The sequence below is a fragment of the Ruegeria sp. SATB027 genome (assembly GCF_059613825.1).
The window spans coordinates 34,605-61,123 of sequence record NZ_JBXWTH010000088.1; the positions used below are offsets into that span (position 1 = coordinate 34,605).

General features: G+C 59.8%; 27 protein-coding genes and 1 pseudogene. 18 read left to right on the top strand and 10 right to left on the bottom strand.

Annotation, left to right across the window (positions count from 1 at the left end):
* Positions 1-41: 41 nt before the first annotated feature.
* A complete protein-coding gene (locus AC2FPW_RS20730; protein ID WP_480474237.1) occupies positions 42-224 on the top strand; it encodes a DUF1674 domain-containing protein in 183 nt (60 codons plus the stop codon).
* A 4-nt stretch (positions 225-228) separates the two neighbouring features.
* Here AC2FPW_RS20730 and AC2FPW_RS20735 read toward each other — a convergent pair whose 3' ends face one another.
* Entirely contained in the window at positions 229-1,083 is an 855-nt protein-coding gene (locus AC2FPW_RS20735) for a LysR family transcriptional regulator (RefSeq protein ID WP_496815204.1), read from the bottom strand.
* A gap of 99 nt (positions 1,084-1,182) precedes the next feature.
* Between AC2FPW_RS20735 and tmpA the strand changes: the two genes are divergently transcribed.
* The 3 genes from tmpA to AC2FPW_RS20750 are packed head-to-tail and all read left to right on the top strand — an operon-like array spanning position 1,183 to position 3,571.
* Complete coding sequence (gene tmpA, locus AC2FPW_RS20740) at positions 1,183-2,319, top strand: 2-trimethylaminoethylphosphonate dioxygenase (protein ID WP_496815205.1); 1,137 nt, start codon at positions 1,183-1,185, stop codon at positions 2,317-2,319.
* Positions 2,316-2,906 (top strand): (R)-1-hydroxy-2-trimethylaminoethylphosphonate oxygenase, encoded by a 591-nt coding sequence (gene tmpB / locus AC2FPW_RS20745; protein WP_496815207.1) that lies wholly within the window; start codon positions 2,316-2,318, stop codon positions 2,904-2,906. Before tmpA ends, tmpB begins: the two co-directional genes overlap by 4 nt.
* A complete protein-coding gene (locus AC2FPW_RS20750) occupies positions 2,903-3,571 on the top strand; it encodes an ureidoglycolate lyase (protein ID WP_496815208.1) in 669 nt (222 codons plus the stop codon). Before tmpB ends, AC2FPW_RS20750 begins: the two co-directional genes overlap by 4 nt.
* On the opposite strand, the gene AC2FPW_RS20755 is transcribed toward AC2FPW_RS20750, so the two are convergent.
* Positions 3,558-4,241 carry a DUF2306 domain-containing protein gene (locus tag AC2FPW_RS20755; protein WP_496815209.1) on the bottom strand — a complete coding sequence of 228 codons (684 nt, stop codon included), beginning with the start codon at positions 4,239-4,241 and terminating at the stop codon, positions 3,558-3,560. The two genes, AC2FPW_RS20750 and AC2FPW_RS20755, sit on opposite strands and share 14 nt — an antisense overlap.
* A 39-nt stretch (positions 4,242-4,280) precedes the next feature.
* Positions 4,281-5,090 (bottom strand): 4-hydroxy-tetrahydrodipicolinate reductase, encoded by an 810-nt coding sequence (gene dapB / locus AC2FPW_RS20760; protein ID WP_496815210.1) that lies wholly within the window; start codon positions 5,088-5,090, stop codon positions 4,281-4,283.
* 92 nt (positions 5,091-5,182) lie between these two features.
* Between dapB and rbfA the strand changes: the two genes are divergently transcribed.
* The 6 genes from rbfA (at position 5,183) to rpsO (ending at position 9,347) form a co-directional block, all read left to right on the top strand.
* The gene (gene rbfA, locus AC2FPW_RS20765) at positions 5,183-5,578 is read left to right on the top strand and encodes a 30S ribosome-binding factor RbfA (RefSeq protein WP_209505090.1); all 396 of its coding nucleotides are present in this window, start codon (positions 5,183-5,185) and stop codon (positions 5,576-5,578) included.
* Complete coding sequence (locus AC2FPW_RS20770) at positions 5,575-6,318, top strand: phosphodiester glycosidase family protein (RefSeq protein ID WP_496815211.1); 744 nt, start codon at positions 5,575-5,577, stop codon at positions 6,316-6,318. The genes rbfA and AC2FPW_RS20770 overlap by 4 nt, the downstream gene beginning before the upstream one ends.
* 54 nt (positions 6,319-6,372) lie before the next feature.
* A complete protein-coding gene (gene truB / locus AC2FPW_RS20775; protein ID WP_496815238.1) occupies positions 6,373-7,278 on the top strand; it encodes a tRNA pseudouridine(55) synthase TruB in 906 nt (301 codons plus the stop codon).
* 21 nt (positions 7,279-7,299) lie between these two features.
* Entirely contained in the window at positions 7,300-7,803 is a 504-nt protein-coding gene (locus AC2FPW_RS20780; protein ID WP_496815213.1) for a DUF1643 domain-containing protein, read from the top strand.
* A gap of 95 nt (positions 7,804-7,898) precedes the next feature.
* Positions 7,899-8,933, top strand: a complete 1,035-nt coding sequence (locus AC2FPW_RS20785) for a calcium-binding protein (RefSeq protein ID WP_496815214.1) — start codon at positions 7,899-7,901, stop codon at positions 8,931-8,933.
* Between the two features lie 144 nt (positions 8,934-9,077).
* A complete protein-coding gene (gene rpsO / locus AC2FPW_RS20790) occupies positions 9,078-9,347 on the top strand; it encodes a 30S ribosomal protein S15 (RefSeq protein WP_170329634.1) in 270 nt (89 codons plus the stop codon).
* Between the two features lie 88 nt (positions 9,348-9,435).
* Here the strand turns inward: rpsO and AC2FPW_RS20795 are convergent, their stop codons facing one another.
* Both AC2FPW_RS20795 and AC2FPW_RS20800 read right to left on the bottom strand, forming a co-directional pair.
* Positions 9,436-10,335, bottom strand: coding sequence for a hypothetical protein (locus tag AC2FPW_RS20795; RefSeq protein WP_480487794.1), 900 nt, complete (start codon positions 10,333-10,335; stop codon positions 9,436-9,438).
* Between the two features lie 163 nt (positions 10,336-10,498).
* On the bottom strand, positions 10,499-12,211 hold the full coding sequence (locus tag AC2FPW_RS20800) for an adenylate/guanylate cyclase domain-containing protein (RefSeq protein ID WP_496815215.1): 1,713 nt from the start codon (positions 12,209-12,211) through the stop codon (positions 10,499-10,501).
* A gap of 330 nt (positions 12,212-12,541) precedes the next feature.
* On the opposite strand from AC2FPW_RS20800, the gene pnp reads away from it, so the two are divergent.
* Entirely contained in the window at positions 12,542-14,692 is a 2,151-nt protein-coding gene (gene pnp / locus AC2FPW_RS20805) for a polyribonucleotide nucleotidyltransferase (RefSeq protein WP_209505097.1), read from the top strand.
* A gap of 176 nt (positions 14,693-14,868) precedes the next feature.
* Positions 14,869-15,873, top strand: coding sequence for a Hint domain-containing protein (locus AC2FPW_RS20810; RefSeq protein WP_496815216.1), 1,005 nt, complete (start codon positions 14,869-14,871; stop codon positions 15,871-15,873).
* A gap of 12 nt (positions 15,874-15,885) precedes the next feature.
* Here AC2FPW_RS20810 and AC2FPW_RS20815 read toward each other — a convergent pair whose 3' ends face one another.
* Positions 15,886-16,521 (bottom strand): DUF1326 domain-containing protein, encoded by a 636-nt coding sequence (locus AC2FPW_RS20815; RefSeq protein ID WP_480506515.1) that lies wholly within the window; start codon positions 16,519-16,521, stop codon positions 15,886-15,888.
* Between the two features lie 267 nt (positions 16,522-16,788).
* Between AC2FPW_RS20815 and AC2FPW_RS20820 the strand changes: the two genes are divergently transcribed.
* Entirely contained in the window at positions 16,789-17,478 is a 690-nt protein-coding gene (locus AC2FPW_RS20820; protein WP_496815217.1) for an outer membrane protein, read from the top strand.
* A gap of 129 nt (positions 17,479-17,607) precedes the next feature.
* Here AC2FPW_RS20820 and AC2FPW_RS20825 read toward each other — a convergent pair whose 3' ends face one another.
* Positions 17,608-18,258 carry a peroxiredoxin gene (locus AC2FPW_RS20825; RefSeq protein ID WP_480482809.1) on the bottom strand — a complete coding sequence of 217 codons (651 nt, stop codon included), beginning with the start codon at positions 18,256-18,258 and terminating at the stop codon, positions 17,608-17,610.
* A gap of 214 nt (positions 18,259-18,472) precedes the next feature.
* On the opposite strand from AC2FPW_RS20825, the gene AC2FPW_RS20830 reads away from it, so the two are divergent.
* Complete coding sequence (locus tag AC2FPW_RS20830; protein ID WP_496815218.1) at positions 18,473-19,912, top strand: aldehyde dehydrogenase family protein; 1,440 nt, start codon at positions 18,473-18,475, stop codon at positions 19,910-19,912.
* 55 nt (positions 19,913-19,967) lie between these two features.
* Here AC2FPW_RS20830 and AC2FPW_RS20835 read toward each other — a convergent pair whose 3' ends face one another.
* Both AC2FPW_RS20835 and AC2FPW_RS20840 read right to left on the bottom strand, forming a co-directional pair.
* Positions 19,968-20,849 (bottom strand): cation diffusion facilitator family transporter, encoded by an 882-nt coding sequence (locus AC2FPW_RS20835; RefSeq protein ID WP_267365304.1) that lies wholly within the window; start codon positions 20,847-20,849, stop codon positions 19,968-19,970.
* Between the two features lie 71 nt (positions 20,850-20,920).
* On the bottom strand, positions 20,921-21,772 hold the full coding sequence (locus tag AC2FPW_RS20840; RefSeq protein WP_496815220.1) for a bifunctional helix-turn-helix domain-containing protein/methylated-DNA--[protein]-cysteine S-methyltransferase: 852 nt from the start codon (positions 21,770-21,772) through the stop codon (positions 20,921-20,923).
* 117 nt (positions 21,773-21,889) lie between these two features.
* Here AC2FPW_RS20840 and nth point away from each other — a divergent pair, with 117 nt between their 5' ends.
* From nth to AC2FPW_RS20855, 3 genes and pseudogenes are all read left to right on the top strand, one after another.
* Complete coding sequence (gene nth, locus AC2FPW_RS20845) at positions 21,890-22,534, top strand: endonuclease III (protein WP_496815221.1); 645 nt, start codon at positions 21,890-21,892, stop codon at positions 22,532-22,534.
* Positions 22,531-23,520, top strand: a complete 990-nt coding sequence (locus tag AC2FPW_RS20850) for an adenosine kinase (RefSeq protein ID WP_480482801.1) — start codon at positions 22,531-22,533, stop codon at positions 23,518-23,520. Before nth ends, AC2FPW_RS20850 begins: the two co-directional genes overlap by 4 nt.
* A gap of 264 nt (positions 23,521-23,784) precedes the next feature.
* Positions 23,785-23,883: pseudogene (locus tag AC2FPW_RS20855) on the top strand (IS6 family transposase); the annotation flags it as partial.
* An 82-nt stretch (positions 23,884-23,965) separates the two neighbouring features.
* Here the strand turns inward: AC2FPW_RS20855 and AC2FPW_RS20860 are convergent.
* Positions 23,966-24,871: a LysR family transcriptional regulator gene (locus AC2FPW_RS20860; protein ID WP_496815222.1), complete on the bottom strand. Its 906-nt coding sequence runs from the start codon at positions 24,869-24,871 to the stop codon at positions 23,966-23,968.
* A gap of 97 nt (positions 24,872-24,968) precedes the next feature.
* On the opposite strand from AC2FPW_RS20860, the gene AC2FPW_RS20865 reads away from it, so the two are divergent.
* The gene (locus AC2FPW_RS20865) at positions 24,969-26,495 is read left to right on the top strand and encodes a sulfatase family protein (RefSeq protein WP_496815223.1); all 1,527 of its coding nucleotides are present in this window, start codon (positions 24,969-24,971) and stop codon (positions 26,493-26,495) included.
* Positions 26,496-26,519: the final 24 nt, after the last annotated feature.

Here is a 26,519-nt window from a genome sequence, read left to right on the forward strand (position 1 = left end):
GGGCGTATATCAAGGCTATGCACGGAAAGGAACCCGATGTCATGAGTGACGACCGCAAAGACCTGCCCCCCGCCGCCCAACGCGCACTGGCCGAAGCGGAAGAACGCCGCCAAAAAGCCCGGGCCGAGGCCAGGGAAATGCCCAAGGAACTGGGCGGGCGCGATGGGCTGGACCCCGCCCGTTACGGTGATTGGGAAAAGAAAGGCATCGCCATCGATTTCTAGGCCCTCAGCCGCGCAGCGCCTTCAGAAAATCATCGATCAGGGCGCGCTGTTTTCTGGACTGCGCCCGATCTTCGGGCCATGTCAGCCAATACCCGTCCTTGGTCTGCAGCTCTGGCAGCTCTAACCTGCGCAACCGGCCATCCTTTAGATCACCGGACGCCAGCGGAACCGAGCCCAGCGCAATCCCCATTCCGCGCCTTGCCGCCGAAACAGCATGTTCCATCGAATCGAAACTGACATGTGATGGCGCGACGTCCCCGTGCCCGTATTTCCGGTTCCACTCGCGCCAGCCCGGACGCTCGCCGCGCAGATCGATCAGGGGGGCACCCCATTCAACGCCCGGCGCGGCCATCGGCACCAGCACCTCATGCGCGATCAACGCCGCGTCGCGCCCGGCCCACACGCCGCGACCATAGCGGATTTGCAGCCAGGTGCGTTCCTCATCCAGCGACGACCGGCGCGCAACCGAGTCGGTCATCACCCGCACCTCGGGGCGCAGATTTCGGAACACAGGCAGGGCTGGTACAACAAGGGCGTGAATGTTTGACGACAACCCGGCGACCCTGAGTTCGCGCGGCGATTTTCCAAACAGATCCTCAGTGTTGCGTTCCAACGCCAGCAGGCTGTCCTGCACCAACGGCAGGTAGCTTTCACCTTCGACCGTCAGCGACACGCCGCGCGCCTCGCGCACAAACAGGGACCGGCCCAGCCACGCTTCAAGATTGCCGATCCTTTGGCTGACGGCGGCCTGCGTCAACCCGAACTCTTTCGCAGCCGCCGAGAACCCGCCAAGCCGCCCAGCGGCTTCGAACACGCGCAACCAATCCAGCGGCGGTAATCCGGTCTTATTCTTAGCCATTAGTTTTTCCAAGCCTCAGCCGAAATAAGGATTAATTGTCGTAATGCCACGAACGGCGTATCTGCTCAACCAAAGCTCGCGCCGAACAGGAGACCCCCAATGCTGCGCACCGCCACCCACGACACCTCGATTGTTACAGTCGCGTTTGACATCGGGGCCAAGGCCCGCTTCCACGCCATCTGGCTGCGCGACAACGCGCTGGACGCTGATACCCGAGCGCCGGGCAACGGTCAGCGCCTGATCACCATCGGTGATATTCCTGCCGACATCTCGGTCAGTTCAGCCGAGGTGGTCGCGGGTGACCTGCAAGTCACGTTCCAGCCTGAGGGCAAAACCGTCACCTTCCCGGCGGACTGGTTGGCCGAAAACAGCTACGACCGCGATCATGACATTGCTCTGGGTCGCATCGCCCCCGGCATCACGACCTGGGAAAGTGGCATCGCCGCGCCCAGCGGCGATTGGAACGAGGTCCATGCCAGCCCGGCGGCCAAGCGCAATTGGCTGGCCGCTGTGGCCGAGTTCGGCTTTGCCAAGCTGACCGGCGGCCCGACCGAGCCTGAATCGTTGCTGAAGGTCGCTGACCTGTTCGGCTATGTCCGCGAAACCAATTATGGCCCCTATTTCGAGGTCCGGACCGAAGTGAACCCGACAAACCTTGCCTATACCGGGCTTGGCCTTCAGGCGCATACCGACAACCCCTATCGCGACCCGGTGCCGACCTTGCAAATCCTCTATTGTCTGGAAAACTCGGCTGAAGGTGGAGAGTCCATCGTTGTTGACGGCTTCCGCGCCATCGAAAAACTGCGTGACGCAAACCCCGAAGGCTTTGCCCTGCTGGCTGGATATCCGGCGCGGTTCGAGTACAAGGGCTCGGACGGGGTCTGCCTGCGGTCGCGCCGCCCGATGATCGAGTTGTCGCCGGATGGCGAGTTGATCGGCATCCGCTTCAACAACCGCTCTTCCGCCCCCTTTGTGGATGTGCCGTTTGACAAGATGGAGGCTTATTACGCGGCCTATCGCCAACTGGGAGATATCATCGACGATCCGGCGATGGGCGTGTCGTTCAAACTGGAACCGGGGGAAAGCTTTATCGTCGACAACACCCGCGTCCTGCACGCGCGGCTTGGCTATTCCGGGGCCGGATCGCGCTGGTTGCAGGGATGTTACGCCGACAAGGACGGGTTGCTGTCCACACTGGCGGCGATGGAGATGGCGCATCCGGAGGCGGCGGAATGAAACCCGATTTCTCGACACTGAACCGGGACAATATCGTTGCCTTCATCGGTGACATCTTTGCGCGCCGCGGCGGTGAAGAATATCTGGGCGAGCCTGTCACCATGGCCCAGCACATGCTGCAAGGCGCCACCATTGCCGAGCAGAACGGGATGCCCGAGGAAATTATCGTGGGCGCCTTGCTGCACGACATCGGCCATTTCACATCCGAGTTCGGCACCTACCACCCGGATGACACCGAAGACCGTCATCATGAGGACGCGGGCGCCGAGGTGTTGGAGCAGTTCTTCCCCTCGGTCATCACCGATTGCTGCCGCTACCACGTGGCGGCCAAGCGGTATCTTTGTGCCACCAAGCCCGAGTATTTCAATCGCCTGTCCGCGGCGTCGGTTCACACGTTGGAACTGCAAGGTGGTCCGATGAGCGCCGAAGAAGTTGCCGTGTTCGAAGCCAACCCGAACCTGAAAGAGATTATTCAGGTCCGCTATCTGGATGAGGCCGGCAAACGCGCCGACATGAAAACACCTGACTTTGCACATTTTGCGCCGATGGTGCAGCGTATGGTCGACAAGCACATGGAGGCCGCATGAACGCCCCGGAATACATCTTTGAAGCCAGCACCAAACCCTCGCTGCCCTGGCACGAGGTTCCCCTGATCCGCGCGACGGACGCCTCGGTCAAAGGTTATGGGTGTCTGGTCGATGATCCCGAAGAGTTCGAGATCGAGATCACTCGCTGGCCACAACAGGGGTGGCGGCCGATCGATGAAGGCACCGGCGACGAAGGCGGCTGGGTCGAAGGTACCTTTCGCGGTGAGTGGAAGGGCGACGTGCTTTACGGCGAGAACGAAGCGGTCAATGGTCACTATGTCCTCGGCTGGTCCACCGATCCGCAGCAGGCACAGACAAGCCGCCAAACAGCGCCCCGCGATCAGGTGCTGCTGTGGCACATGAACTACCACCCGGATGGCGGGCAGATGTTCTGGCCGCTCGACAAAAAGCCCTTCATCATTCCTGCCGCGTTGCCCGGCGACAACCTGACACCAGAAAAGGTGGTGGCGTTCTGGTGCGACGGTTCGCGCGGGCTGTATATCCATCCCGGTATCTGGCACGAGGGGATATTCCCGGTTGAAGACAACCAGCGGTTCCTCGATCGGCAGGGTGCGGTGCACGCCCGCGTCAGCGCTGATATCGGTCAGGAATTTGGCGTCTACCTCGCCTGCCCGCTGCGCGCCGACAAGATCAGGGATTTGTGATCAGAGCCCCCCGATGAGCAGATCGGCTACGCGCGATCCAAATCTGCGTAGCCAGCAGGTACGGTACGAAGAATGCGAAGTTCTGAACCTGATCGAAAGGGCCCGAGAAATCAGGCTCTGACCCCAACCCGCCGGTCAACAGATACCAAACCGTATAATGCACACGGTAGAGCCACGACCCCAGCGCCAGCCAGAACAGCCGCAGACCCCATGCCCAATGGCCAGCACGATCCGCGATTACAGCCATGCGCGCCACCATCAGAGCTGCAGTGAACAGGCAGAGCCCATACAAGAAAAACGCTGCAGACATCATCGGTCCACCGATCGTTCCCCGCAGGGGGATATAGGTCATTCCTGCCAGTCCGGTGATCAAAGCCGACGCAATCAGAGCCACACCCAAGCCGCGGTGAAACCGATTGTATTTCAGCCGAAGCCCTTTCAGCAGTTGCAGCGGCCCAAGAGCCACCAACACCGTTCCGGCAAGGATATGCAACATCATCGCCGCATTAGCGACACTCTGGTCATAGGCAAACAAGTAGCTTTTTTGTGCCGCGCTCTCAGACAGCCCGACGCCGATCATGTCAAACCCCTGCGCGACGAAGGGCAGCAGGGTCAGATAGAACAGGACCAGCACCAATCCGGTCATCACACGTGATGTCAGGTTCCGCATACGCCCGAGTGTAACGCCGTCGAGCGGCCCGTCTATGGCTTACAGCCCAAGCACATCCACCATGTCATATTGACCGGGGGATTTGCCCTGCCCCCACAGCGCCGCTTTCAACGCGCCGCGGGCAAAGATGGCGCGGTCGGTGGCGAGATGGCGCAGGACGATGCGTTCTCCGGGGGCGGCGAACAGGACATCATGTTCCCCCACGATGTCGCCGCCGCGAATAGCGTGAAAACCGATATCTCCGCGCTTGCGCGCACCGGTGATGCCGTCCCGGACCCGGTCGGACACGTCCGACAATGCAACGCCGCGCCCCTCGGCCGCGGCCTCTCCCAGCATCAAGGCGGTGCCCGAAGGTGCATCGACCTTGTAATGGTGGTGACCTTCGATGATCTCGATATCGAAATCCTCATCCAGCGCAGCTGCGACCTTTTTGGTCAATTGCACCAGAAGGTTGACGCCAAGGCTCATGTTGCCGGCCCGTACGATCACCGCATGGCGGGACGCGGGTTCCAGTGCTGCGATCTGTTCGTCGGACATGCCGGTGGTGCCGATCACATGCACACAGCGCGCCTGCGCCGCCAGCGCAGCGAATTCCAGTGTCGCTTCGGGCGCGGTGAAGTCGATCACTGCCTGCGCCTGCGCAAAGGCCTCCAGCGGGTCGTCGGTGACGGTAACGCCCAGCGCCTGCCCGCCCATGACTGTGCCCACATCCTCACCGATCCAGTCATGGTCCTTGCGCTCGACCACGCCGACCAGACGGGCCTGATCGCTGTCCGTCACGGTCTTGATCAGCATCTGCCCCATACGGCCCGAAGCCCCTGTGATGACGATCCCCGGAATATGGGTCATTGCGCTGGTCCTTTTCGTTAAGTCGGCTCAAAGCCTCCTACCCGGTTCGCGCCCGCTTGGCAAAGCCCCGCTTTGCGCTTAGATCGGGGATTATGGCAAAGAACAAATTCCATGATGGCCCCGGCCCGTCCCAACGGCAGCTGCGTGTCGGCGAACTGATCCGTCGCACCCTGTCCGAAGTTCTGGCGCGCGGAGATGTCCACGACCCTGACCTGAATCGCATGTCGATCACCGTGGGTGAGGTGCGCACCTCGCCCGATCTGAAGATCGCCACCGCCTATGTGCTGCCCCTTGGCGGCAGAGGGCAGGAGGACGTGATCGAACTTCTGGCCCGCAACAAGGGTGAGCTGCGGCGCATGGTCGGCAAGAAAGTCGGCCTGAAATTCGCGCCCGATCTGCGCTTTCGGCTGGATGACACGTTCGACCGTCTGGACGACACCCGCCGCATGTTCGAACAGGACGCGGTGCGCCGCGATCTGGACGAGTGATCCGCACGTTTGTCACATTGGCGACGCTTCTTTGGGCCGCGCAGGCAGGCGCGGTCACTTGTGAAAAGCTGACCCATGAGGACAAACGTTATACGGTTTGCAACGTCGATGCCGCCAATGAAGATCTGCGGCTGTTTCTGAACGGTGAAGACGGTCAGGTATTGGGGCATTTTTCGGCGGTCAACGAAGTGCTGGCCCCGGAAGGCGAACGGCTGACCTTTGCTATGAACGCGGGCATGTATCACGACGACCGTTCACCCGTTGGCCATTATGTCGAGGACGGCCAGGAGCAGATGCGTGTGATCACCAACCCCGGCCCCGGAAATTTCGGTTTGCTGCCCAATGGCGTGTTCTGCATCCGCGAGGACCGGGCGGATGTGTTTGAAACGCTTGATTACGTGGATCAGGCCCCCACCTGCCGCTTTGCCACCCAATCCGGCCCCATGCTTGTGATCGACGGAGAACTGCACCCGCGTTTCCTGCCCGATTCGACCTCGCTTTATGTTCGAAATGGGGTCGGCACCAGTTCCGATGGTACACGGGCGGTGTTTGCGATCTCGGAAGATTATGTCACCTTCCACGAGTTCGGGCGTCTGTTCCGCGATGTGCTTGGCACGCCAAACGCGCTGTTTTTCGACGGCAATATCTCGCGGATGTATGAGCGTGCCAGCAACCGCTCGGATCTGGGGTTCTCGCTGGGGCCGATTGTCGGCGTCGTCGAAGAAACGCCCGCAAATTGACAGCGGCAGAGTGATCCGTTAACTCGCGCGCCTTAGCAAGATTCAAGGTGCATGATGGGACGCAAACGCAAGGGTCGCGACATTTCCGGCTGGCTGGTGGTGGACAAGCCCGCGGGCATGACCTCGACCGCCGTGGTCAACAAGGTGCGTTGGGCGATGGATGCCAAAAAGGCGGGCCATGCGGGCACCCTGGATCCCGAGGCGACCGGCGTTCTGGCAATTGCCTTGGGCGAGGCAACCAAGACCGTTCCCTATATCACCGATGCCTTGAAAGCCTATACCTTTACCGTGCGTCTGGGGCAGGCCACCAACACGGACGATGCCGAGGGCGAAGTGATCGCGCAAAGCGATGAACGCCCCTCGGATGACGATATCAAACAGGCGCTGACCCCGTTTCTGGGTGACATCATGCAGGTGCCGCCCAAATTCTCGGCGGTTAAGATCGACGGCCAACGCGCCTATAAACTGGCCCGCGATGGTGAGGATGTGGAGCTGACCGCCCGCCCCCTCTGGGTCGAGGAACTGATCCTCGTTGACCGCCCCGACGAAGACCATGTGGTGCTGGAGATGACCTGCGGCAAAGGCGGCTATGTCCGTTCGATTGCCCGCGATCTGGGCGAGGCGCTGGGCTGTCACGCCCACGTCAAGGAACTGCGCCGCATCTGGTCCGGCCCGTTCGAGGCCGAAGACGGGTTGAGCATCGAACAGATCGACGAAATGGCGAAAACAACCGCGCTGGACGAATATCTGCACCCGTTGGAAACCGGCCTGTCCGACCTGCCCGAGCTGAAATGCACCGCCGAGGGGGCAACCCGTCTGCGCAATGGCAATCCGGGCATGGTGCTGGCCTCAGACATTGAATACGGCGACGAGGCCTGGGCATCATTCGACGGCAAGGCCGTGGCCGTTGGCATCTATAAATCCGGTGAATTGCACCCCAGCCGGGTGTTCGTCGACTGAGAGCCGTGTTAGGCGAAGGGCATGATCACCCGTTCCCATACCAAGGGCGACGCGCCCTCGACCGCCATCTATTCCGATTGCGAGAAATACCGCTATAGCCTGACCCGCATCTGGGACCCTGAAGGTCGCAAGGCGCTGTTTGTGATGCTGAACCCGTCAACCGCGACCGAGGTGCAGAACGACCCGACGGTGGAGCGCTGTGAACGGCGCGCACGCGCGCTTGGGTTCGGCGCGTTTCAGGTCACGAACATCTTTGCGTGGCGCGACACCGACCCGCGCAAGATGCGGGCTGCCACCGATCCGGTCGGGCCTGAGAATGACGCGGCCATTCTGGACGGTGTGCAATGGGCCGATCAGGTCATCGCGGCCTGGGGCACGCATGGCGCGCATCTGGGGCGCGGCCCTGCGGTGGAAACCCTGTTGCGCGGCACCGGCCAATCGCTGTTCCATCTGGGCCTGACCAAGGACGGCCACCCCAAACATCCGCTTTATATCGCCTATACGCAGCAGCCTGAGCTCTGGTGACAAAGGGTTAACCATTTCAAAGGTTTACCTTTGACCCGGTGACGGGCGATATGGGATATTCCACCCTCGGAGCATCATGCTTTCGGAGGGGTTCCATGTTTCTGGCCGGATTGCTTGGACTGGCCGCCATTGGCGGCGCTGCTTACGCGATGAGCGATTTTCTGATCGAAGAGGACGACACGCCGGATGAAAACCCCGAAGGTGAACCATCAGCCGAGGTTGATACTGGTGAGTTTCTGGTCATCGGCGAGGGTGTCGAAGATCCGGAAAGCACCGACACCGAACCTTCGCCGGACAGTGACGAGGCACCCTCCACCGGGACTGTGATCTCGGAATTTGAAGGCGATCTCGTGATTGCCGGTGGCGATGGTTCGGACGTGATTACCGGGCAGGACGGTGTCGATCAGATCAACGGCTATGGCGGGGACGACACGATAAACGGTGCCAAGGGCAACGACGTTCTGCACGGGGGCGACGGCGCGGATGAGATATCGGGCGGGCAGGGAAGTGACATCCTGCACGGTGAGGCGGATGACGACCTCTTGTTCGGAGATGACGGGGATGACGCCCTTTACGGTCACTTTGGGGACGACACTCTGGATGGCGGTGCGGGTGAGGACGAACTGTTTGGCGGTCAGGGCGACGACAGGCTGGACGGCGGCGCAGGGGATGATGCGTTGCAGGGCGGGTTCGGGGATGATGTTCTGAACGGGGGCGAAGGTGAGGATACCGTCTTTGGCGGGGATGGAGACGACTTTGTTTTCGGGATCGAAGAGGGGGCCGCCGAAAGGGATTTCCTGAACGGCGGTGCGGGTGACGATACCATTCTGGCAGGCGGCAAAGACGTGGTGACGGGCGGAGACGGGGCCGATGACATCGTGTTGAACCCAGGCGACGATCAGGTGACCGTGATGGGGTTTCAACCCGGCGAAGATAAGCTGCTGGTGACGTGGGAGGATGAAACCGACCCGGCAATCGAGGTTGAGGCCGACGCCGAAAACGCCAACCTGACAAGGGTTTTCATCGATGGTCAGGAAGTTGCGCAGGTATATGGTGCCGAAGGGATGACTGCGGCCGATATTCAGCTGATCACCGAAGCGCAGCTGGCACAATACGGGCAGATGGTCTGAGCCCGCAGAAACCCTTTGCCATTTGGGTCAAATGCGCTTATACGCGCCCATCCGCATCGGAATCGGTGCGGTTTTCTCCATGGGCCTGTGCTGGACGACATCCCGGCCTGCGCCATCAACTCTAACCTTTTAAAGGAGACCCCGATGTCGATCACTGCCGCTGAAAAAGCACGCGTCATGCAAGAATTCGCAACCAAAGAAGGCGACACCGGTTCGCCTGAAGTACAGGTTGCTATCCTGACCTCGCGCATCAACACCCTGACCGAGCACTTCAAGACCCACAAGAAAGACAACCACGGTCGTCGTGGTCTGCTGAAAATGGTTGCTCAGCGCCGTAAGCTGCTGGACTACCTGAAGGGCAAGGAAGAGGCGCGTTACCAGGACCTGATCAAAAAGCTGGGCATCCGCCGCTAAACGTATTTGTTACGTTTTGTACCGGTTCTGAACCCCGGTCTGTAAGATTTGTACGCCCGCCCAAATGGCGGGCGTCTTTGATTTCGGGTCAGATCGCCTGCCACTTTTTGTAGGTATCGACCGCCAAGGCGGTGTCGATCACGAACATCGCAACTGCGGTTACCATCGCCAGCATCGACACCCAGAACGACCCGCTTGCCGAGGCGACGGCCAGAGTCATGCCGCCGACGCAGGTGGCAATCGCGGCGGCTTTTTCCAGGCCGCTCATGTCGGTCAGAACGATGCCCGCAAGTTTGGTGAACCCGACAGACGCCTTGGCGACGCCCAGCATGGCCTTCATCATGGCCAGATCGCTGCCCGCCGTTCCGGCCTTGGCGATTGCACCGGCGTGGCGGCTGATCGGTCCGCTGCATTTGACGGCAATCCCGGCCCCGGCCCGCGTGACCGTCTTGGTTCCGAGCGCCTGATAAACCCCCAGTGCCGCCATGGCCATCGTGATGATATCGGCAAAGGCCTTGGCGGCGGCCCCGATAAAGGTGTTCAGCGCGGCCTTCTTGCGCTTTTTCCTGCTGGTGCCCAGCGGTGCCCCCAAAAGCGGCGTGTCCCCCTGCATCAGGATCAGGCTGTCCGCGGTTTCCTGCACCGAAAATGGCGCGGCATCGACGGGAACCGTGGCGGCTTCGGCCTCGGGTATCGGGTCGGGGGACAGGAACCGTGCCTTGATCTGCGCCTGCTGGTCGGCCGGTAGCGCCCGGATATCGGCCCCTTCGTCTGAGGCATAAAGCTCTTGCCATGCGCTTTCCATGATCGCGGCCACGTCCGCCGCACTTGGTTCGGCGGCGGGGGTTGTCATCAGCGGCATCTTCGGGCCTGCATCAAGGTCGATGTCCTCGACCGCGTCCTCGGGGAGCTTGTCGAGCATTTCGATGAATGACTCGTCGAACACATCAGGGTTAAATGAAATGCCAGAGGCGGAATGGAGCTTCATGGGTAAACCTACTTTCATTAACTTTGACACAATAAGCCTGCACAATAGACGAGTTTTGAATTCTCTCTGTGGTGAACATCACACTTGAACATCCGGACGCCGCCAGCCGGCGCGCGCGCGGAGTTTCGTGACAGCAGCTGAACGCGTATCTGTAGATCAGCCGTTATTCGGGAAGACCGGCCTTTTTCCACCCTTCGCGCCAGCATTCCGCACAGGCCGGAACGGTAAAGACCGGCAGTCTGGTCTGATCCGAGGACGCGGTGATATCAGGGCGCAGCGCTTGTAGGTCGCTTATCGCCGCCTGCGCCGCTGCGGCATCGGACATCTGGCCCAAGGCGGCAATAAGCATCAGGTGGCTCATGACAAATCCGGACCGAACGGCCAGAGCGTCACGCGCGGCGGCGGCGGCCTCGTCATACCGGCGCAGTTGAAAAAGCGCACTTGCCCGGGCGATATGCGCCGCATGGCGCATCGGGTCTTTCGGGCTGAGTTCAATGGCATGTGTTGCGTGTTCCAATGCCTCGTCCGACCGGTTCAACATGCACAGGTTGATGGAGGCGAGCATGTGAACACTTGCAGCATTGGGGTTTTCGGCCAGAGCCTGTTTGAACGCCGCCCGCGCGCGCGGCAGGTCGCGGGCCAGCATCGAGATTGAATGCGCTGCATAAGCCATGGCAATGCCGTCGGCGCGGTCGCTCATGAGAACGCGTTCTGCCGCGCTGATGGCGGCCCTGGGCCCTTCGCCGATGGGGTCGAGCCCCTGCACAAGGCGCTGAATATGCAGCCAGGCCAGCAGCCCTGCGGCTGCGGCGTAATCCGGGTCGCGGTCCAGCGCCAGCGTCGTCAGCCGGATGGCTTCGCGATTGGCGTCATCTGTCAGCAGGTGAAATTGCGACTGCGCCTGAAGATAGAGTTCATAGGCTTCGAGGTTTTCGGTCGGCTTGGCGCGGGACCGGTTCGTTTCGGCGTGGCGCAGCGAAGGCTCGATCGCCGTGACGACCTCTTGCGTGACCTTGTCCTGAAGCTCGAAGATATCGTCCAGCACCCCGTCAAAGCGATCGGCCCACAGGTGGCTGCCATTTTCCGCATCGATCAACTGACCGGTGATCCGGACACGCTGTCCCGCGCGGCGGACGGACCCTTCCAGCACATACCGAACCCCGAGCGTCAGGCCGACCTGGCGGATATCCGTCGTTTTTCCCTTGAAGATGAAGGACGAGTTGCGGGCCACGACCATCAGCCAGCGAAAGCGCGACAGTTCCGTGATGATGTCTTCGGTTATACCGTCGGCAAAGAACTCTTGCTCGGGGTCGCCGGACATGTTGTCGAAGGGCAGGACGGCGATCCCCGGGCGGGTGTCGGCGGGTGTTGCAAGATTGGCGGTTGAGCCCTTTGGCCAGCACCAGACACCAACGCGGCGCGTGATGTTCTTTAGCTCGGCCTGCCCGCCGCCGCCGAACAGACCCGCATCACCCCGGTCAAGGCTGTGATGCGCCGTGTCCGAGATCAGGATCTGGTCGGGTTTGGCCAGAGCCTCGAGCCGGGCAGCGACATTGATGCCATCACCGAAGATGTCTTCGCCTTCCGCAATGACCTCGCCCGTGTGAATACCGATGCGCAGCCGCAGCCCTTCGGGCTTGTCGCAGGATTGCAGGGCAATCGCAAAATCCGACGCGTCGGACGTTGACTGGAATTCGGCGATCCAGCCATCCCCCATGCTTTTGATCAATGTGCCGTTGTGGGATTTCAGCAGGGCAGTGAGCGTGTCGTCACGGAACGATTTCAGTGCTGCAAGTGTACCCTGCCGGTCCTGATCCATAAGCGCAGAGTACCCGACAACGTCAGCCGCCAGCACTGTCGTAAGCCGTCTTTTCATTTGCACCCCCGATGAAAGTTAGGTTAGCGCAGTGATCCGGTTCTGTCAGGCCATTTCCCGGACAGGGGCAATGGCACGCCGCACACCATCATGCGGCCCTTGTGCCTTGTGTCGCGCTGCGAGGGGTCAGGGCCTGCCTCAGCATGATCCGGCCAGCTTTTTCGGTTTCGCTTTCCTTCCAACGCATTCTCATGTATGCGCGCGGTATCTGAGACGTTGTGCCCTGACCCCGGCACTCGAACGGAAGATAAATGGGGTCGGCGGCAATGGGGCCGCCATGCAAAACCGGAGACCCGCAGGGGCGGGAGTGCTCCGTTCTAGGATACGCATATGTTTGATGTAACGAAGAAATCGATGCAGTGGGGCGAGGAGACGCTGACACTGGAAACCGGCAAGGTTGCCCGTCAGGCCGACGGCACCGTGATTGCCACGCTGGGCGAAACCAGCGTCATGGCCAACGTGACCTTTGCCAAGAGCCAAAAACCCGGTCAGGACTTTTTCCCGCTGACCGTACATTACCAAGAGAAATATTATGCCGCCGGTAAGGTTCCGGGTGGCTTCTTCAAGCGCGAAGCGCGCCCGACCGAGAAAGAGACGCTGACCGCGCGTCTGATCGACCGTCCGATCCGCCCGCTGTTCGTTGACGGTTTCAAAAACGAAGTTCTGGTGATGTGCACCGTGCTGAGCCACGATCTGGTCAATGATCCCGACATCGTCGCGATGATCGCCGCGTCGGCTGCGCTGACCATTTCCGGCGCGCCGTTCATGGGCCCGATCGCCGGTGCCCGCGTTGGTTTCGTGGATGGCGAATACGTCCTGAACCCGACCGTGGATGACATGCAGGACCTGCGCCTGAACCCTGAACAGCGTCTGGATCTGGTTGTTGCCGGTACCAAAGACGCCGTGATGATGGTGGAATCGGAAGCCTATGAGCTGTCCGAGGCCGAAATGCTGGGTGCCGTGACCTTTGCGCATGCACAGATCCAGCCGGTCATCGACCTGATCATTTCGCTGGCCGAAGACGCCGCGAAAGAGCCGTTTGAATTCGTCGCACCCGATTACTCGGAGCTTTACGCCGCTGTTTCGGCTGCCGGTGAAGAGCAGATGCGCGCCGCGTTCGCGATCACCGACAAGCAGGAGCGCACCGCCGCTGTTGCCGCTGCCCGTGAAGCGATCAAGGAAGCGCTGACCGAGGAACAGCTGGAAGACGCCAACCTTGGTTCGGCGATGAAAAAGCTGGAAGCCGGTATTCTGCGCGGTGACGTCGTCAAGGGCGGCAAGCGCATCGACGGTCGTTCGACCACCGATGTGCGTGCCATCGAAGCCGAAACCTCGCTGCTGCCGCGCACACACGGCTCTGCCCTGTTCACCCGCGGTGAAACCCAGGCGCTGGCCGTGACCACGCTGGGCACCGGCGACGATGAGCAGTTCATCGACGCGCTGCACGGCAACTTCAAATCGAACTTCCTGCTGCATTACAACTTCCCCCCCTATTCGGTTGGTGAAGTGGGCCGCGTGGGTTCGCCCGGCCGTCGCGAAATCGGTCACGGTAAGCTGGCATGGCGCGCGCTGCAGGCGGTTCTGCCTGCGCCGACCGACTTCCCCTATACCATCCGCGTGGTGTCCGAGATCACTGAATCCAACGGCTCCAGCTCGATGGCGTCTGTCTGCGGCGGGTCGTTGTCGATGATGGATGCGGGTGTTCCGCTGAAAGCCCCGGTTGCCGGTGTTGCCATGGGTCTGATCCTGGAAGATGACGGGTCTTACGCAGTTCTGACCGACATTCTGGGTGACGAAGATCACCTGGGCGACATGGACTTCAAGGTTGCGGGTACTGCAAACGGCATCACCTCGCTTCAGATGGACATCAAAGTCGCGGGCATCACGCCTCAGATCATGGAAACCGCCCTGGCACAGGCCAAGGACGGCCGGATGCACATCCTGGGCGAGATGGGCAAAGCCCTGTCCGAGACCAACGAGTTCTCGGTCCACGCGCCGCGCATCGAGACCATGAACATCCCGACCGACAAGATCCGTGAAGTGATCGGTTCGGGCGGCAAGGTCATCCGCGAGATCGTCGAGGTTTCGGGTGCCAAGGTCGACATCAACGACGATGGCGTCATCAAGATCGCATCGCCCGATGGGGAATCGATCAAGAAAGCCTATGACATGATCTGGTCGATCGTGGCCGAGCCGGAAGAAGGTCAGGTCTATACCGGCAAGGTGGTCAAGATCGTCGATTTCGGTGCCTTCGTGAACTTCTTTGGCAAGCGCGACGGTCTGGTCCACGTGTCCCAGATCGAAAACCGCCGCCTGAACCATCCGTCGGATGTTCTGAAGGAAGGTCAGGAAGTGAAGGTCAAGCTGCTGGGCTTTGACGATCGCGGCAAGGTTCGCCTGTCGATGAAAGTGGTCGATCAGGAAACCGGCGAAGAGATCGTTCCCGAGAAGAAAGAAAAGAAAGAGGAAAGCGCAGAGTAATCTGCCCACCCTCTGATTGAATGCGAAAGGCCCCGGTTTCGACCGGGGCTTTTTTTGTCCGCACGGTCAGGAGTGTCGGGCCTCCCGTGGCTTGGTAAATCAATTATTAACACTTCATGCGTGTATTTACTCAACCATAAGGATGATCATGTTGCATTCAGGGATGCTTTTCGACCGTGGCCTCGATAACCGTTTTCGAAATCAGCGCAGACCCCTACAGCAATAAAAGCGTCGATATTACTGCCGCTTATTCCGTTGATATCACCGACAATGACGCCCTGTTGCAGGATCCCGACCCTGACAGCGCGCAGCTTGATCTGTCGGCCCTGCCCGGTTTTTCCGGGACAAGCCAAAATTTCAGCACCTTCGAAAGCTATTCGGGAACGGTGAACGGGGCGCCTGTCACCTTCATTCTGGTTCAGTTCTCGAACCCGCGCTACATCATCGTCACCTCGGGTCAGGCGCAGCTGAACGATACGATCACGGGGACCAGCTTTGGCGGGACGGCAGCGCCAACCGCCTATCAGACCTTGCCGTCTTTCGTGTGTTTTACCGCCGGGTCCCTGATCCGGACGCCCGCCGGGCTGCGCCGGGTCGAAACCCTGAACCCCGGCGACCCGGTTGTCACTGCCAAGGGCCATATCCGCCCGGTGCGCTGGATCGGCAGGCGTCGCTTGTCAGCGCAGGAGTTGCAACAGGACCCTCATCTCTGTCCCGTTCGGATCATGGCGGGATGTTTCGGGCCAAACAGCCCCAGCCGTGATCTGGTCGTCTCGCCACAACACCGGATCGCCGTCACCTCGGCGATGATGGAGCTGATGCATTGCGAGACCGCAATGCTGGCCCCGGCCAAGGGATTGATCAACGGGCGGACAATCGTTCAGGAGCTGCCCGCGCAAGGGGTCGAGTATGTCCATATCCTTTTTGACCGGCATGAGTTGGTGAATGTCGAAGGCATCTGGTCCGAATCCTTCTATCCCGGTGACACGACACTGGGCGCGATGGCACCCGCCACAAGGCGCGAGCTGTTCACCCTGTTCCCGGATCTGGCCTGCGGTGCCGGTGGCTATGGGTCAACCGCGTTGCCGGTGCTGAAACCCTTTGAGGTTCGGGTGCTGAAGGCGGATCTGACGCAGCCCTGCTGGTCATCGGTCCCGAACGCATCTGCGCACGCCGCCTGACAGGGGTGCCGATCAGTGGGTAACCCCGCCGGGCCCATGTTTCAGAAGATGCCACTGGCCATAGCTGTCCTTCAGGTCCAGCTTTATCGCGGCATCAGAGCGGGTCGAGGCGCTGCCAATCTCGGCAATGGAAAACTCGATCCCGCCCGGGATATCGATGCGGACCCGATGCGCGCCGCCACCATGCGGGGCCTGAATCGGCTGTCCGGTGGATTTCAGAACATCACCAACGGTAACGCTGGCCGTACGCTCTTCGAGGTCCATCTCGAACTCGATCGGCAGGTAGAGCGTGTCATGAACCGTCTCGCACATCGCCCTGAACACATACCAATGCGTCGCCATCTCTTCGGTTTCTTCACCGTGAAAGACCTTTTCCAGCGCGTCGCGCTGTGCCGGGGTTGCTGCGGGATCAACGATCACCTGCATCTCGCCGCCGCCTTCAAAGATCGGCCCCGGCCAGGCATAGATCAGCGCGGCTTTGGTCCCGCTGAGGTCGGTGTCGCCGAAATGCCCTTTGGTCACCTCAAGCACTTCGAAGCCTCGGCAATCGCCATGGGTCGGCAACTCTTCGAACTGGCAGGGGCAGGCATAGCCGCAGTTGCAGTTCCCGAAACTCTCTCCTTCAACATACCAATCCGTAAAAGCCATGGTCCTCTCCTGCTTTGAACAGTCCGAAAGCCCGAGGTGATTGGTCGCATGCCTGAGTTTTGCCCCTAAGCACCCTATCACAAATCGGCGCGAACCAGAACCTGAGGGGCCCGAAGAAGCCGATGAACAGCGCCGCCCCAGCCCCGGATCTATTCACTCACGCGCGTCCAAAAACCTGTGAGGCGAAGTGATAGACCCGCGCCTTTCCTTTCCGTCAAGCCCGCCCACATCGAGGCCAAGCAGAGTTTTGGAGCAACGGAGACAATCATGTTCAAGCACATTTTACTTACCTCATCGGCCCTCGCCGCCAGCGCGACGGCGCTTGCCGCGCAGAGCCTTGGCGACGGCACCTATGTTCAGGGTTTTGTCGGGTACAGCCAGCTGCAGGACAGCGATTTCGCAGGCACGATCGGCGGCGCGCCCCAATCCGTCGACACAGAGTTCGACGCGGGATTCGGCCTGGGCGTGGCCATCGGCAAGGAAATCCCGCAATGGTCCAATGACAGGTTCGGCACACGGATTGAGCTGGAGCTGTCTTACCGCGACAGCGACGTGGATGGTGTGAACTTCTCGGGCAACGGGCCGGGTGCCGAGGGCAATATTTCGGGCGATGTCACTCAGACCTCATTGTTTGCCAATGTGCTGTTCGATTTCAAACAGGCTGGTGCGCTGACGCCCTATGCCGGGTTTGGTCTGGGGGCCACCTATTCGGATCTGGATTTTGCCTATGGGCCCGGTGTGGCGCTGGATGACAGCGACACCGCCTTTGCCGCGCAGCTGATCGCCGGTGTGGCTTACGAGATCAACCCGTCAACCGCCTTTACCGTCGACGCCCGCTATGCCCGCGCCTTTGACGTCTCGTCCCGGCGACTGGCCCCGAACGGCGCGTTGACCGGCACCGTCGAAGACGATCTGGATACGTTCAGTGTCAATTTCGGGCTTCGGTACAAGTTCTGAGGTCCAGGGGCAGGTCTCCCTTCGGTTACCCTGCCCCCGCCTGCTTCATCTGGCCCCAAATATCCTCGGGGGGAATCGTGCCGACAGGCGCGATGGGGGGCAGACAGCCCCCCTGACCCGGCAACCGGCTTAAGACGGCGCTTTGGTCTTGCGCAGATAGGGAAAGATCGTCTCGAACGCGCCGAATTTGGCCTTGGCGTCTTCGTTCGACACAGAGGGCGGGATGATCACGTCTTCACCCGGCACCCAGTTGGCAGGCGTTGCGACACCTTTCGACGACATCTGCAACCCGTCCAGCGCGCGCAGGATTTCCGCAAAGTTGCGGCCCACGGTCATCGGATAGGTCATCGACAGCTTCAGCTGCTTGTCCGGGCCGATGATAAAGACCGACCGCACGGTGGCGCTGTCCGCCGGGGTGCGGCCATCGGGCAGGTAGGCTTCGGCTGGCAGCATGTCGAAGGCTTTCGACACCGCCAGACCCTCATCAGCGATGATCGGGAAACCGGGATTGGCCTTGCCGTATTCCTCGATATCCTTCTTCCACTTCTTGTGGTCTTCGACACCGTCAACCGACACGCCGATCACCTTGGTGTTGCGCGCGGCCCATTCGTCACTCAGCTGCGCCACGGCCGAGAATTCGGTGGTGCAGACAGGCGTGAAATCCTTGGGGTGCGAGAACAGAATGGCCCAGCTGTCGCCAATCCAGTCGTGAAACTGAATGGTGCCCTGATCTGTTTCTGCGGTGAAGTTCGGGACCGTATCGTTGATGCGCAAACCCATGGGGTATCTCCTTTCCAGTATTAACCTGAGTCGATTGCCTGAAACCTAATCACTTTGCCCACGGGTTAAAACTTGCATCGTGGTCGCGGCCCGGAAATTCACCGGTTTCACAGGAAAAATAATTTGATCAAATTATCTATTGCCCCCTGTTCGCTTGGGTGACAGAGTGTCGGCGAACAGCCGGATTCTAGCTGGACCGACAGGAGGGCTCAGGATGATCGAAAAGCGGAATTTCTATATCAATGGTCAATGGGTCGCGCCGTCGCAACCCAATGATTTCGAGGTCATCAACCCCTCGACCGAGGAGCCGTGCGCGGTGATCTCACTGGGTGGGCAGGCCGACACGGATGCGGCAGTTGCCGCCGCCAAGGCCGCCCTGCCGGGCTGGATGGCAACGCCGGTAGAGGCCCGCATCGCACTGGTCGAGAAGCTGATCGACATCTACCAGACCCGCGCGGAAGATCTGGCGCAGGCCATGTCGCTGGAAATGGGCGCGCCGATTGACATGTCGCGCAGCCAGCAGGTTGGTGCAGGCACATGGCATTTGCAGAGCTTCATCCGCGCCGCCAAGGCGTTTCAGTTTGAACGCCCTCTGGGGGATCACGCCCCGAATGACCGGATCATCTATGAGGCGGTTGGCGTGGCCGCATTGATCACGCCCTGGAACTGGCCGATGAATCAGGTCACGCTCAAGGTTGGTGCGGCGGCGATTGCGGGCTGCACGATGGTTCTGAAACCGTCCGAGCAAAGCCCGCTGAACGCGATGATCTTTGCCGAGATGATGGACGAGGCAGGGTTCCCGCCCGGTGTGTTCAATCTGGTGAACGGCGATGGCGCGGGCGTTGGCTCGCAGCTGTCGGGTCATCCCGATGTGGATATGGTCAGCTTTACCGGCTCGACCCGTGCGGGTACGGCGATTTCAAAGAACGCGGCGGAAACGCTCAAGAAAGTGCATCTGGAACTGGGTGGCAAAGGCGCCAATGTGGTCTTTGCCGATGCCGATGAAAAGGCTGTCAAACGCGGTGTCCTGCACATGATGAACAACACCGGCCAGAGCTGTAACGCCCCCAGCCGGATGCTGGTGCAGCGCCCGATCTATGATCAGGCTGTTGAGATCGCCGCCGAGGTCGCCAGCAAGGTCACCGTGGGCAGTGCAGCAGAAGAGGGCCGCCATATCGGACCCGTCGTGAATGAGGTTCAGTGGACCAAGATTCAGGACCTGATCCAGAAAGGTATCGACGAAGGGGCGCGGCTGGTCGCGGGCGGCACCGGACGCCCCGAGGGGCTGAACAAGGGCTATTATGTCCGCCCGACGGTCTTTGCCGATGCCAACAACCAGATGACCATCGCCCGCGAGGAAATCTTTGGCCCGGTTCTGACCATGATCCCCTTCGACACCGAGGAAGAGGCTGTCGAGATCGCCAATGACACACCTTATGGCCTGACCAATTATGTGCAGACACAGGACAAGGCACGCGCCAACCGCATGGCGCGGGTTCTGCGGTCGGGCATGGTCGAGATGAACGGCCAGTCGCGCAGCGCGGGCTCTCCGTTTGGTGGGATGAAGCAATCCGGCAACGGGCGCGAAGGTGGCGTTTGGGGGCTGGAGGACTTTCTGGAAGTCAAATCCGTCGGCGGCTGGGCGGCTGAGTAATACACCCAGCGCGACGAAAGATGAGAGGGCGAGGCAACGAGGGTTGCCTTGCCCTTTATTCTTTTACAGCGAGATTGCCTTCTACTTCGGTGTCCGGCTCGAGGTGAATTACAAAAACCGAGCCGGGGAAATTCGCGGTCAGGGCTGCCTCGATATCATCACAGATTTCATGCGCGGCTGAGACCGACATTGCACCATCGACCACCAGATGGAACTCGACAAAGACGATATTCGCCGACCTGCGACCGCGAAGATCGTGATATTCCAGCGCGGGTCCAAGATGGGCTTCGATTGTACTGCGGATAACGTTCAAATCCGGCTCGGAAAGGGTCACGTCCATCAACCCATCGACCGAGTTTCGGATGACCTTCCATCCTTCCCACAGAATGTTCAGCGCGACCAGGATCGCCATGATCGGGTCCAGGATCAGCCAGCCTGTCGCCAGCGCAAGCAGAATACCCGCCAACACCCCAACGGAGGTAACAACATCTGTGAAGATGTGTTTCGCACTGGCCACCAACGCCGGTGATACGTGCCGCCGACCGACCCGCAGCAGGATCAACGCCCAGACACCGTTCAGCCCTGTGGCCAAGACATTGACCGCAACGCCGCGCATCGGCGCCTGTTCCAGATGCGGGGATGGCAAGGCAAGAATAGCTTCGCGGATGATCAGCAATGCGGCCAGAACGATCAGCGTGCCTTCGACAACGGCCGACAGATACTCTACCTTCTTGTGACCGAACGGATGCTTTTCGTCAGGCGGCTTTCGGGCAATTGAAACCGCGAAGAAGGCTAACAGGGCCGCGATCACGTTGACCACCGACTCCATTGCATCGGACAGAAGGGCGACAGACCCCGTCAGCCACCATGCCAGGAGTTTCAGTGCCAACACCGCGATGGAAACTGGGATCGACCAAAGAGCAAACTTTTGGATCATCAAACCGGATTCTTGCTGCCTCGGCGCAGGTCTAACACTTTGCCCGACGGGCGAGTACCTATAAAATCCGGTCAGGCGTCGGCCTTTGCCGCCTCATAGGCCAGCATGGCCCGTTTGACCGGCAGACCCCAATGATAGCCGCCCAACCCCCCGGATTTGCGCAGGGCGCGGTGACACGGGATCAGCCAGCTGACCGGGTTGCGCCCGACGGCCGTGCCCACCGCGCGCACGGCCTGCGGCGAACCCACGCGCTGCGCGATCTCCGAATAGGTCGTCACCTGCCCCGACGGGATGTGCATCAGTGCTTCCCATACCTTGATCTGCAAGGGCGAGCCGATCAGGTAGAGCGGTGTCGGCTCTGACCGGTCGCTGGCCGTGCCGAATGCGCTGAGAACCCAGGGGCGCAGGCGCATCGGATCTTCGACATAATCCGCGTTGGGCCAGCGCGAGACCATATCCTCCATCGCCGCCTTCTCTCCGGTTTCGGCCCCGAAGGCGATGCCGCAGATGCCCTTGTCGGTGCCCATGACCAGCGCGGGGCCAAAGGGGCATTCGAACCAGCCCCAATAGATCGTCAGACCCGCGCCCCTGCGGGCATATTCGCCGGGGCTCATGGATTCCCATTTCAGGAACAGATCATGCAGGCGGCCGCTGCCGGACAGGCCGACATTATGGGCGGTTTCAAGCGTGGTGAACCGTTCGCGCAGCAGCGCCTTGGCATGGCCCAGCGTCAGGTATTGCTGGTACCGTTTTGGCGACACACCGGTCCAGCGCGAGAACAGGCGCTGGAAATGGGCCGGGCTCATGTCCATCTGGCGGGCCAGTTCATCAAGGCTGAGGCCCTCGCCGCCCTGATCGATCAGCTCGATTGCCCGGCGCATGACGTTGTAGTGGTATCCGCTTTCGGGGGTCTGGACGTTCATGGTTGCACCTCGTTGTCTGGCACAAACCATAGCGCGCGCGACACGCTGCCGCGACCCGGAACTTGCGCATTGGCTTTGGGCTTGTGTCGCGGCCCCTCGGGCGGCATTAAGGCCCGGATGGCAAAGCAACTCGACTATCATACGATCCGCGAGATCTTTACGCGCTTTCAGGAGGCCGACCCCGAACCCAAGGGTGAGCTTGAGCATGTGAATGTCTACACGCTGGTCGTGGCCGTGGCGCTGTCGGCGCAGGCAACCGATGCGGGCGTCAACAAGGCCACGCGCGAGTTGTTCAAGATCGCCGATACGCCGCAAAAGATGCTGGATCTGGGCGAAGAGGGCCTGATCGAGCATATCAAGACCATCGGCCTGTTCCGCCAGAAGGCCAAGAACGTCATCAAGCTGAGCCGTATTCTGGTCGAAGACTATGGCGGTGAAGTCCCGAATTCCCGCGCAGCGCTGCAATCGCTGCCGGGTGTCGGACGCAAGACCGCCAACGTTGTGCTGAATATGTGGTGGCGGCAGCCAGCGCAGGCTGTGGACACGCATATCTTTCGCGTCGGCAATCGCACCGGCATCTGCCCCGGCAAGGACGTGGACGCGGTCGAGCGCGCCATCGAAGACAATATCCCCGCCGATTTTCAACTCCATGCGCATCACTGGCTGATCCTGCATGGCCGGTACCATTGCAAGGCGCGCAAGCCGCAATGCCCGACCTGCATCATCCGTGATTTCTGTCAATTCGAGGACAAGACATTATGAAAACCTACCAGCTGACCGGTATCGGAAATGCCGTTGTGGACGTGATCTCGCAGGCCGATGACAGTTTCCTGGAACTGATGGGCATCGAAAAAGGCATCATGCAGCTGATCGAGCAGGAGCGCGGTGAGCTGCTGTATGCCTCGATGGAGGGTCGGGTACAGACACCGGGCGGGTCTGTCGCCAACACGATTGCGGGCGCAGGTGCGCTGGGGCTGGATGCTGCCTTTATCGGGCGGGTGCATGACGATGCGCTGGGCCGGTTCTATGCGGATGCGATGAACGAAGATGGCGTCGATTTCGTCAACCCGCCGGTTCCGGGCGGGGAATTGCCGACCTCGCGCTCGATGATCTTTGTCTCGCCCGATGGCGAGCGGTCGATGAACACCTATCTGGGCATCTCCTCGGAACTGTCGTCGCATGACGTGCCCGATGAGGTCGCCGGAAGCAGCCAGATCATGTTCCTTGAGGGCTATCTGTTTGACAAGGAAAAGGGAAAGGCCGCGTTTCTTGAGGCCGCGCGCGCCTGCCACAAGGGCGGCGGCAAGACCGGGATCGCCATTTCCGACCCGTTCTGCGTGGAACGGCACCGGGTCGATTTCCTGCTGCTGATCGAGAATGAGCTGGATTTCGTCATCGGCAACGAGGCTGAAATCAAATCGCTGTTTGAAACCGACGATCTGGAAGAGGCGCTGATCAAGACCGCCGAGATTTGCCCGCTGGTGGTTTGCACGCGCTCGGGTGATGGCGTGACCGTCCTGAACGGAGGCGCGCGCATCGACGTGCCGGTCAAGAGGATCGTGCCGGTAGACGCAACCGGTGCTGGTGACCAGTTCGCCGCGGGGTTCCTGTATGGAATGGCCACAGGGCGCGATTACGAGACCTGCGCCAGGATCGGCAACGTCTGCGCCCGCGAGGTCATCAGCCATATCGGCCCAAGACCCGAAGCGGATATGCTGGAATTGTTGCGGGAAGAAGGGCTGCTTTGAGCCCATTTTGTTGAAAGACTCCTCCTTTATCGAAGGCTAAACGGCCAATCCGCATGTTGCGGGCCGGGTATTGCTTTGTGATCCGGTCCGCGCGGTGGTTTTGTGAAGGGGCGCAACTGGCTTGAAGTCATTCGGACTATGGTTGGCCACTCATAGAAGCGTGCTGCCTTTTTGAGCGTCCAATCATTCTCACCCTTAAGGGTGTTTGCTTGCTTTAACCTCTGTCTACGCGCAAGTGCCTTGGATTTTGGTCTTCGTTGCCCCAAGTTTGCGCCGGAGCACACAACGCGGACCCAGAAACACGTGCGGCGTGCCAGTGTCGATTGGCGCGTGGACGAGAGGCATATCCTGGTCGGTGGCAAAAGCGGGACCCATCAACGCATGCAACAGTCCCGCAATGCCGGTGTATCCGTAGAAGTCTGAACGTCAATGAACGCTTTGTTTTTTAGCCGAGTTGTTTGGTCCACAAAACAACGCGTTCGATCTCTTGGATCAGGCAATCTTGAAAATCCCTGTCTATCTGTGAAGCGTTGATGCCAATTGGTTCAACGACCGCAAACCGATAGAGAGGAAGGCCCTCTACGATCCGCGGCCGTCCTTTGTTCCCTTGCAGCCAATGAAAAGCCGTAAATGCATCCACGAGAGGCAACCCACCGCAGGATTTGCTAAGAGTAAGTGCAGCTAAAGATGTTTCGACAGTCACCGGTGGGCGCTCACCCTCTAGCAAGTCACTTAGCGACAAAGCACTCTCAACTTCGTTGCGCAGCCCAATGATCTGATAGGGCGCCATCTGTTCCAGTGTCAGCGCCCCCTGACCTGCGGCTAAAGGATGACCTTCGGGAACAAAACAAATATGTGGTAAGCTTCCCTCAAACAGGACGTTCATTTGCTTCAGAGAGCGCGAAACATAGGCGAAGCCTGTTCTCATCGCGCCGAAACGGGCATAGTCCAGTATCCAGTTTGAAGATCGTACCCGCCAATCGATCCGGATGTTCTTTTCCGCTATGTTCAGCCGTCTTAGGGCCTGAGGCACGAGGTCTAATGAGGCGGCGGTTATTGTGGCAATTGACAAGGACCCGCGATCCTTCCGAGCGATCTGAGAGGCGATCTCGTCCAAGTTCGCAAGGGCCGAAAAATTGCGTTTAACCTCTTGGTAGAATTCTTCCGCTTCGGGGAGCGGTGTCACACCCTTACTTCGGCGACGAAACAAAGGAACGCCAAACTCCCGCTCCAGATCCGACAAAAGCCGGCTGACGCTGGGTTGTGACAGATTCAACCTGCGACCAGCAGCGGAAACCGACCCGGTTTGCATGATCGTAGAGAAGACGTTGAGTTGGTTATGGGTGAACATAGGTATTCGATTAACAAATATCAGTCGAAACAGATAGTATTATTTCAAATGTAAGCGCTGTGGTACTGTCCCGTTGTTTCGGAGGGCAGCGCCAAGAATGAAGAAAAATGTCATTTTGATTATGACGGACCAGCAACGCGCGAACAGTCTGGGCTGCACCGGAAACAAGCATGTCAGGACACCGAATATAGACGCACTGGCCCAGCGGGGCGCCGTCTTTACCAAGCATTTCACACCGCACCAGATCTGCTCTCCAAGCCGGTCCACTTTGTTCAGCGGTCAGTATGCAAGGTCGCACGGCCTGACGCGCAACGGGGTTGCCCTGCCTGAGGATCTGAAACTGATCACCCATGACTTTCAGGCCATGGGGTACAAGACCCATGGGGTTGGGAAATTCCACTTCCAACCTATTCTGGCCGGGCCAGAGCATCTTATGCCGGATTCAAACGCCTTTTGGGACTTACCGGAAAGTGAGGGATGGTGCGGCCCCTTTTACGGGTTTGACGCGGTCGACATTCTGATTGGAGAATCCGTTAGTGCTACAAAAGGTGGCCATTATGCCCGTTGGCTGGAATCTGTCGCGCCGGGAGCGGCCGAGCTCTATCTCCCGGAAAACGCGCTTGAACCGCAATGTGGGGATATTGACGAAGTTTGGAAATCGGCCATCCCTTTCGACTTGCATTACAACTCTTGGATCACAGATCGGGCCTGCGAGTTCCTGACTGAAAATGACGGGTCAGACCCGTTCTTTCTGTTTACTTCCTTTCCCGATCCGCACCATCCTTTTTCCCCCCCTGCGCCATGGTGCGACATGTACGATCCGGCGGACATGCCAATGCCCTCATATGTGCCTGATGAGCTGTCAGCGATGCCGTCTTTCCTGCGCGAAGGCGATGATGAGGAAAAAAGTAAAAGCTATGTGGACTTCCTGCGCGATCCGGGGCCACCGCGAGAACAGGGTTTTTTACAGACAACATCGAACTTCTCGGACGATTCAATTCGCCGCGCGATCGCATATACCAATGGAATGATTTCGATGATTGACGCTTGCGTCGGGCGGATCATGGCACAGGCGGAGCATCAGGGTCTCCTTGAAGACACCGTTGTCATTTTCACCTCGGATCATGGCGAGTTGTTGGGTGATCACGGGCTTATCCGAAAAGGCCCCAGCCCCTACAGATCGCTTTTGCACGTACCGCTGATCGCTGCAGGTCCGGGGATCGAGCCTGGCGAACGTCACGGGACAACAAGTCATCTGGATCTGCGCGCGACCCTGCAGGATTTTTTGGAGCTGGAGCATCAGCCGACCGAAGGGGTCTCTTTCGCTCACCTGATGACGCAGGCAGATGGCCCGGGGCGTCGCGCGTTTTTTGCCGAATATCACCCACGCACGCGCATGGACACTTACAACCAGACGGTAATGACAGACGAATGGCGTGTCACAATCTATCCTCAAAACGCAGACTGGGGAGAGATGTTCGATCTTCGCAACGATCCGGGTGAACACGTCAATCTCTTCTTCAAAGAAGAATACCGCAGCACGCGTGACGAGATCATTGAAAAATTGTCACGACACTTTCCGCCAGCTGCGGATGCAGGCGGAGTGTCACTTGCAACCTACTAATCAAATCTGAGCTCTCAAACGACA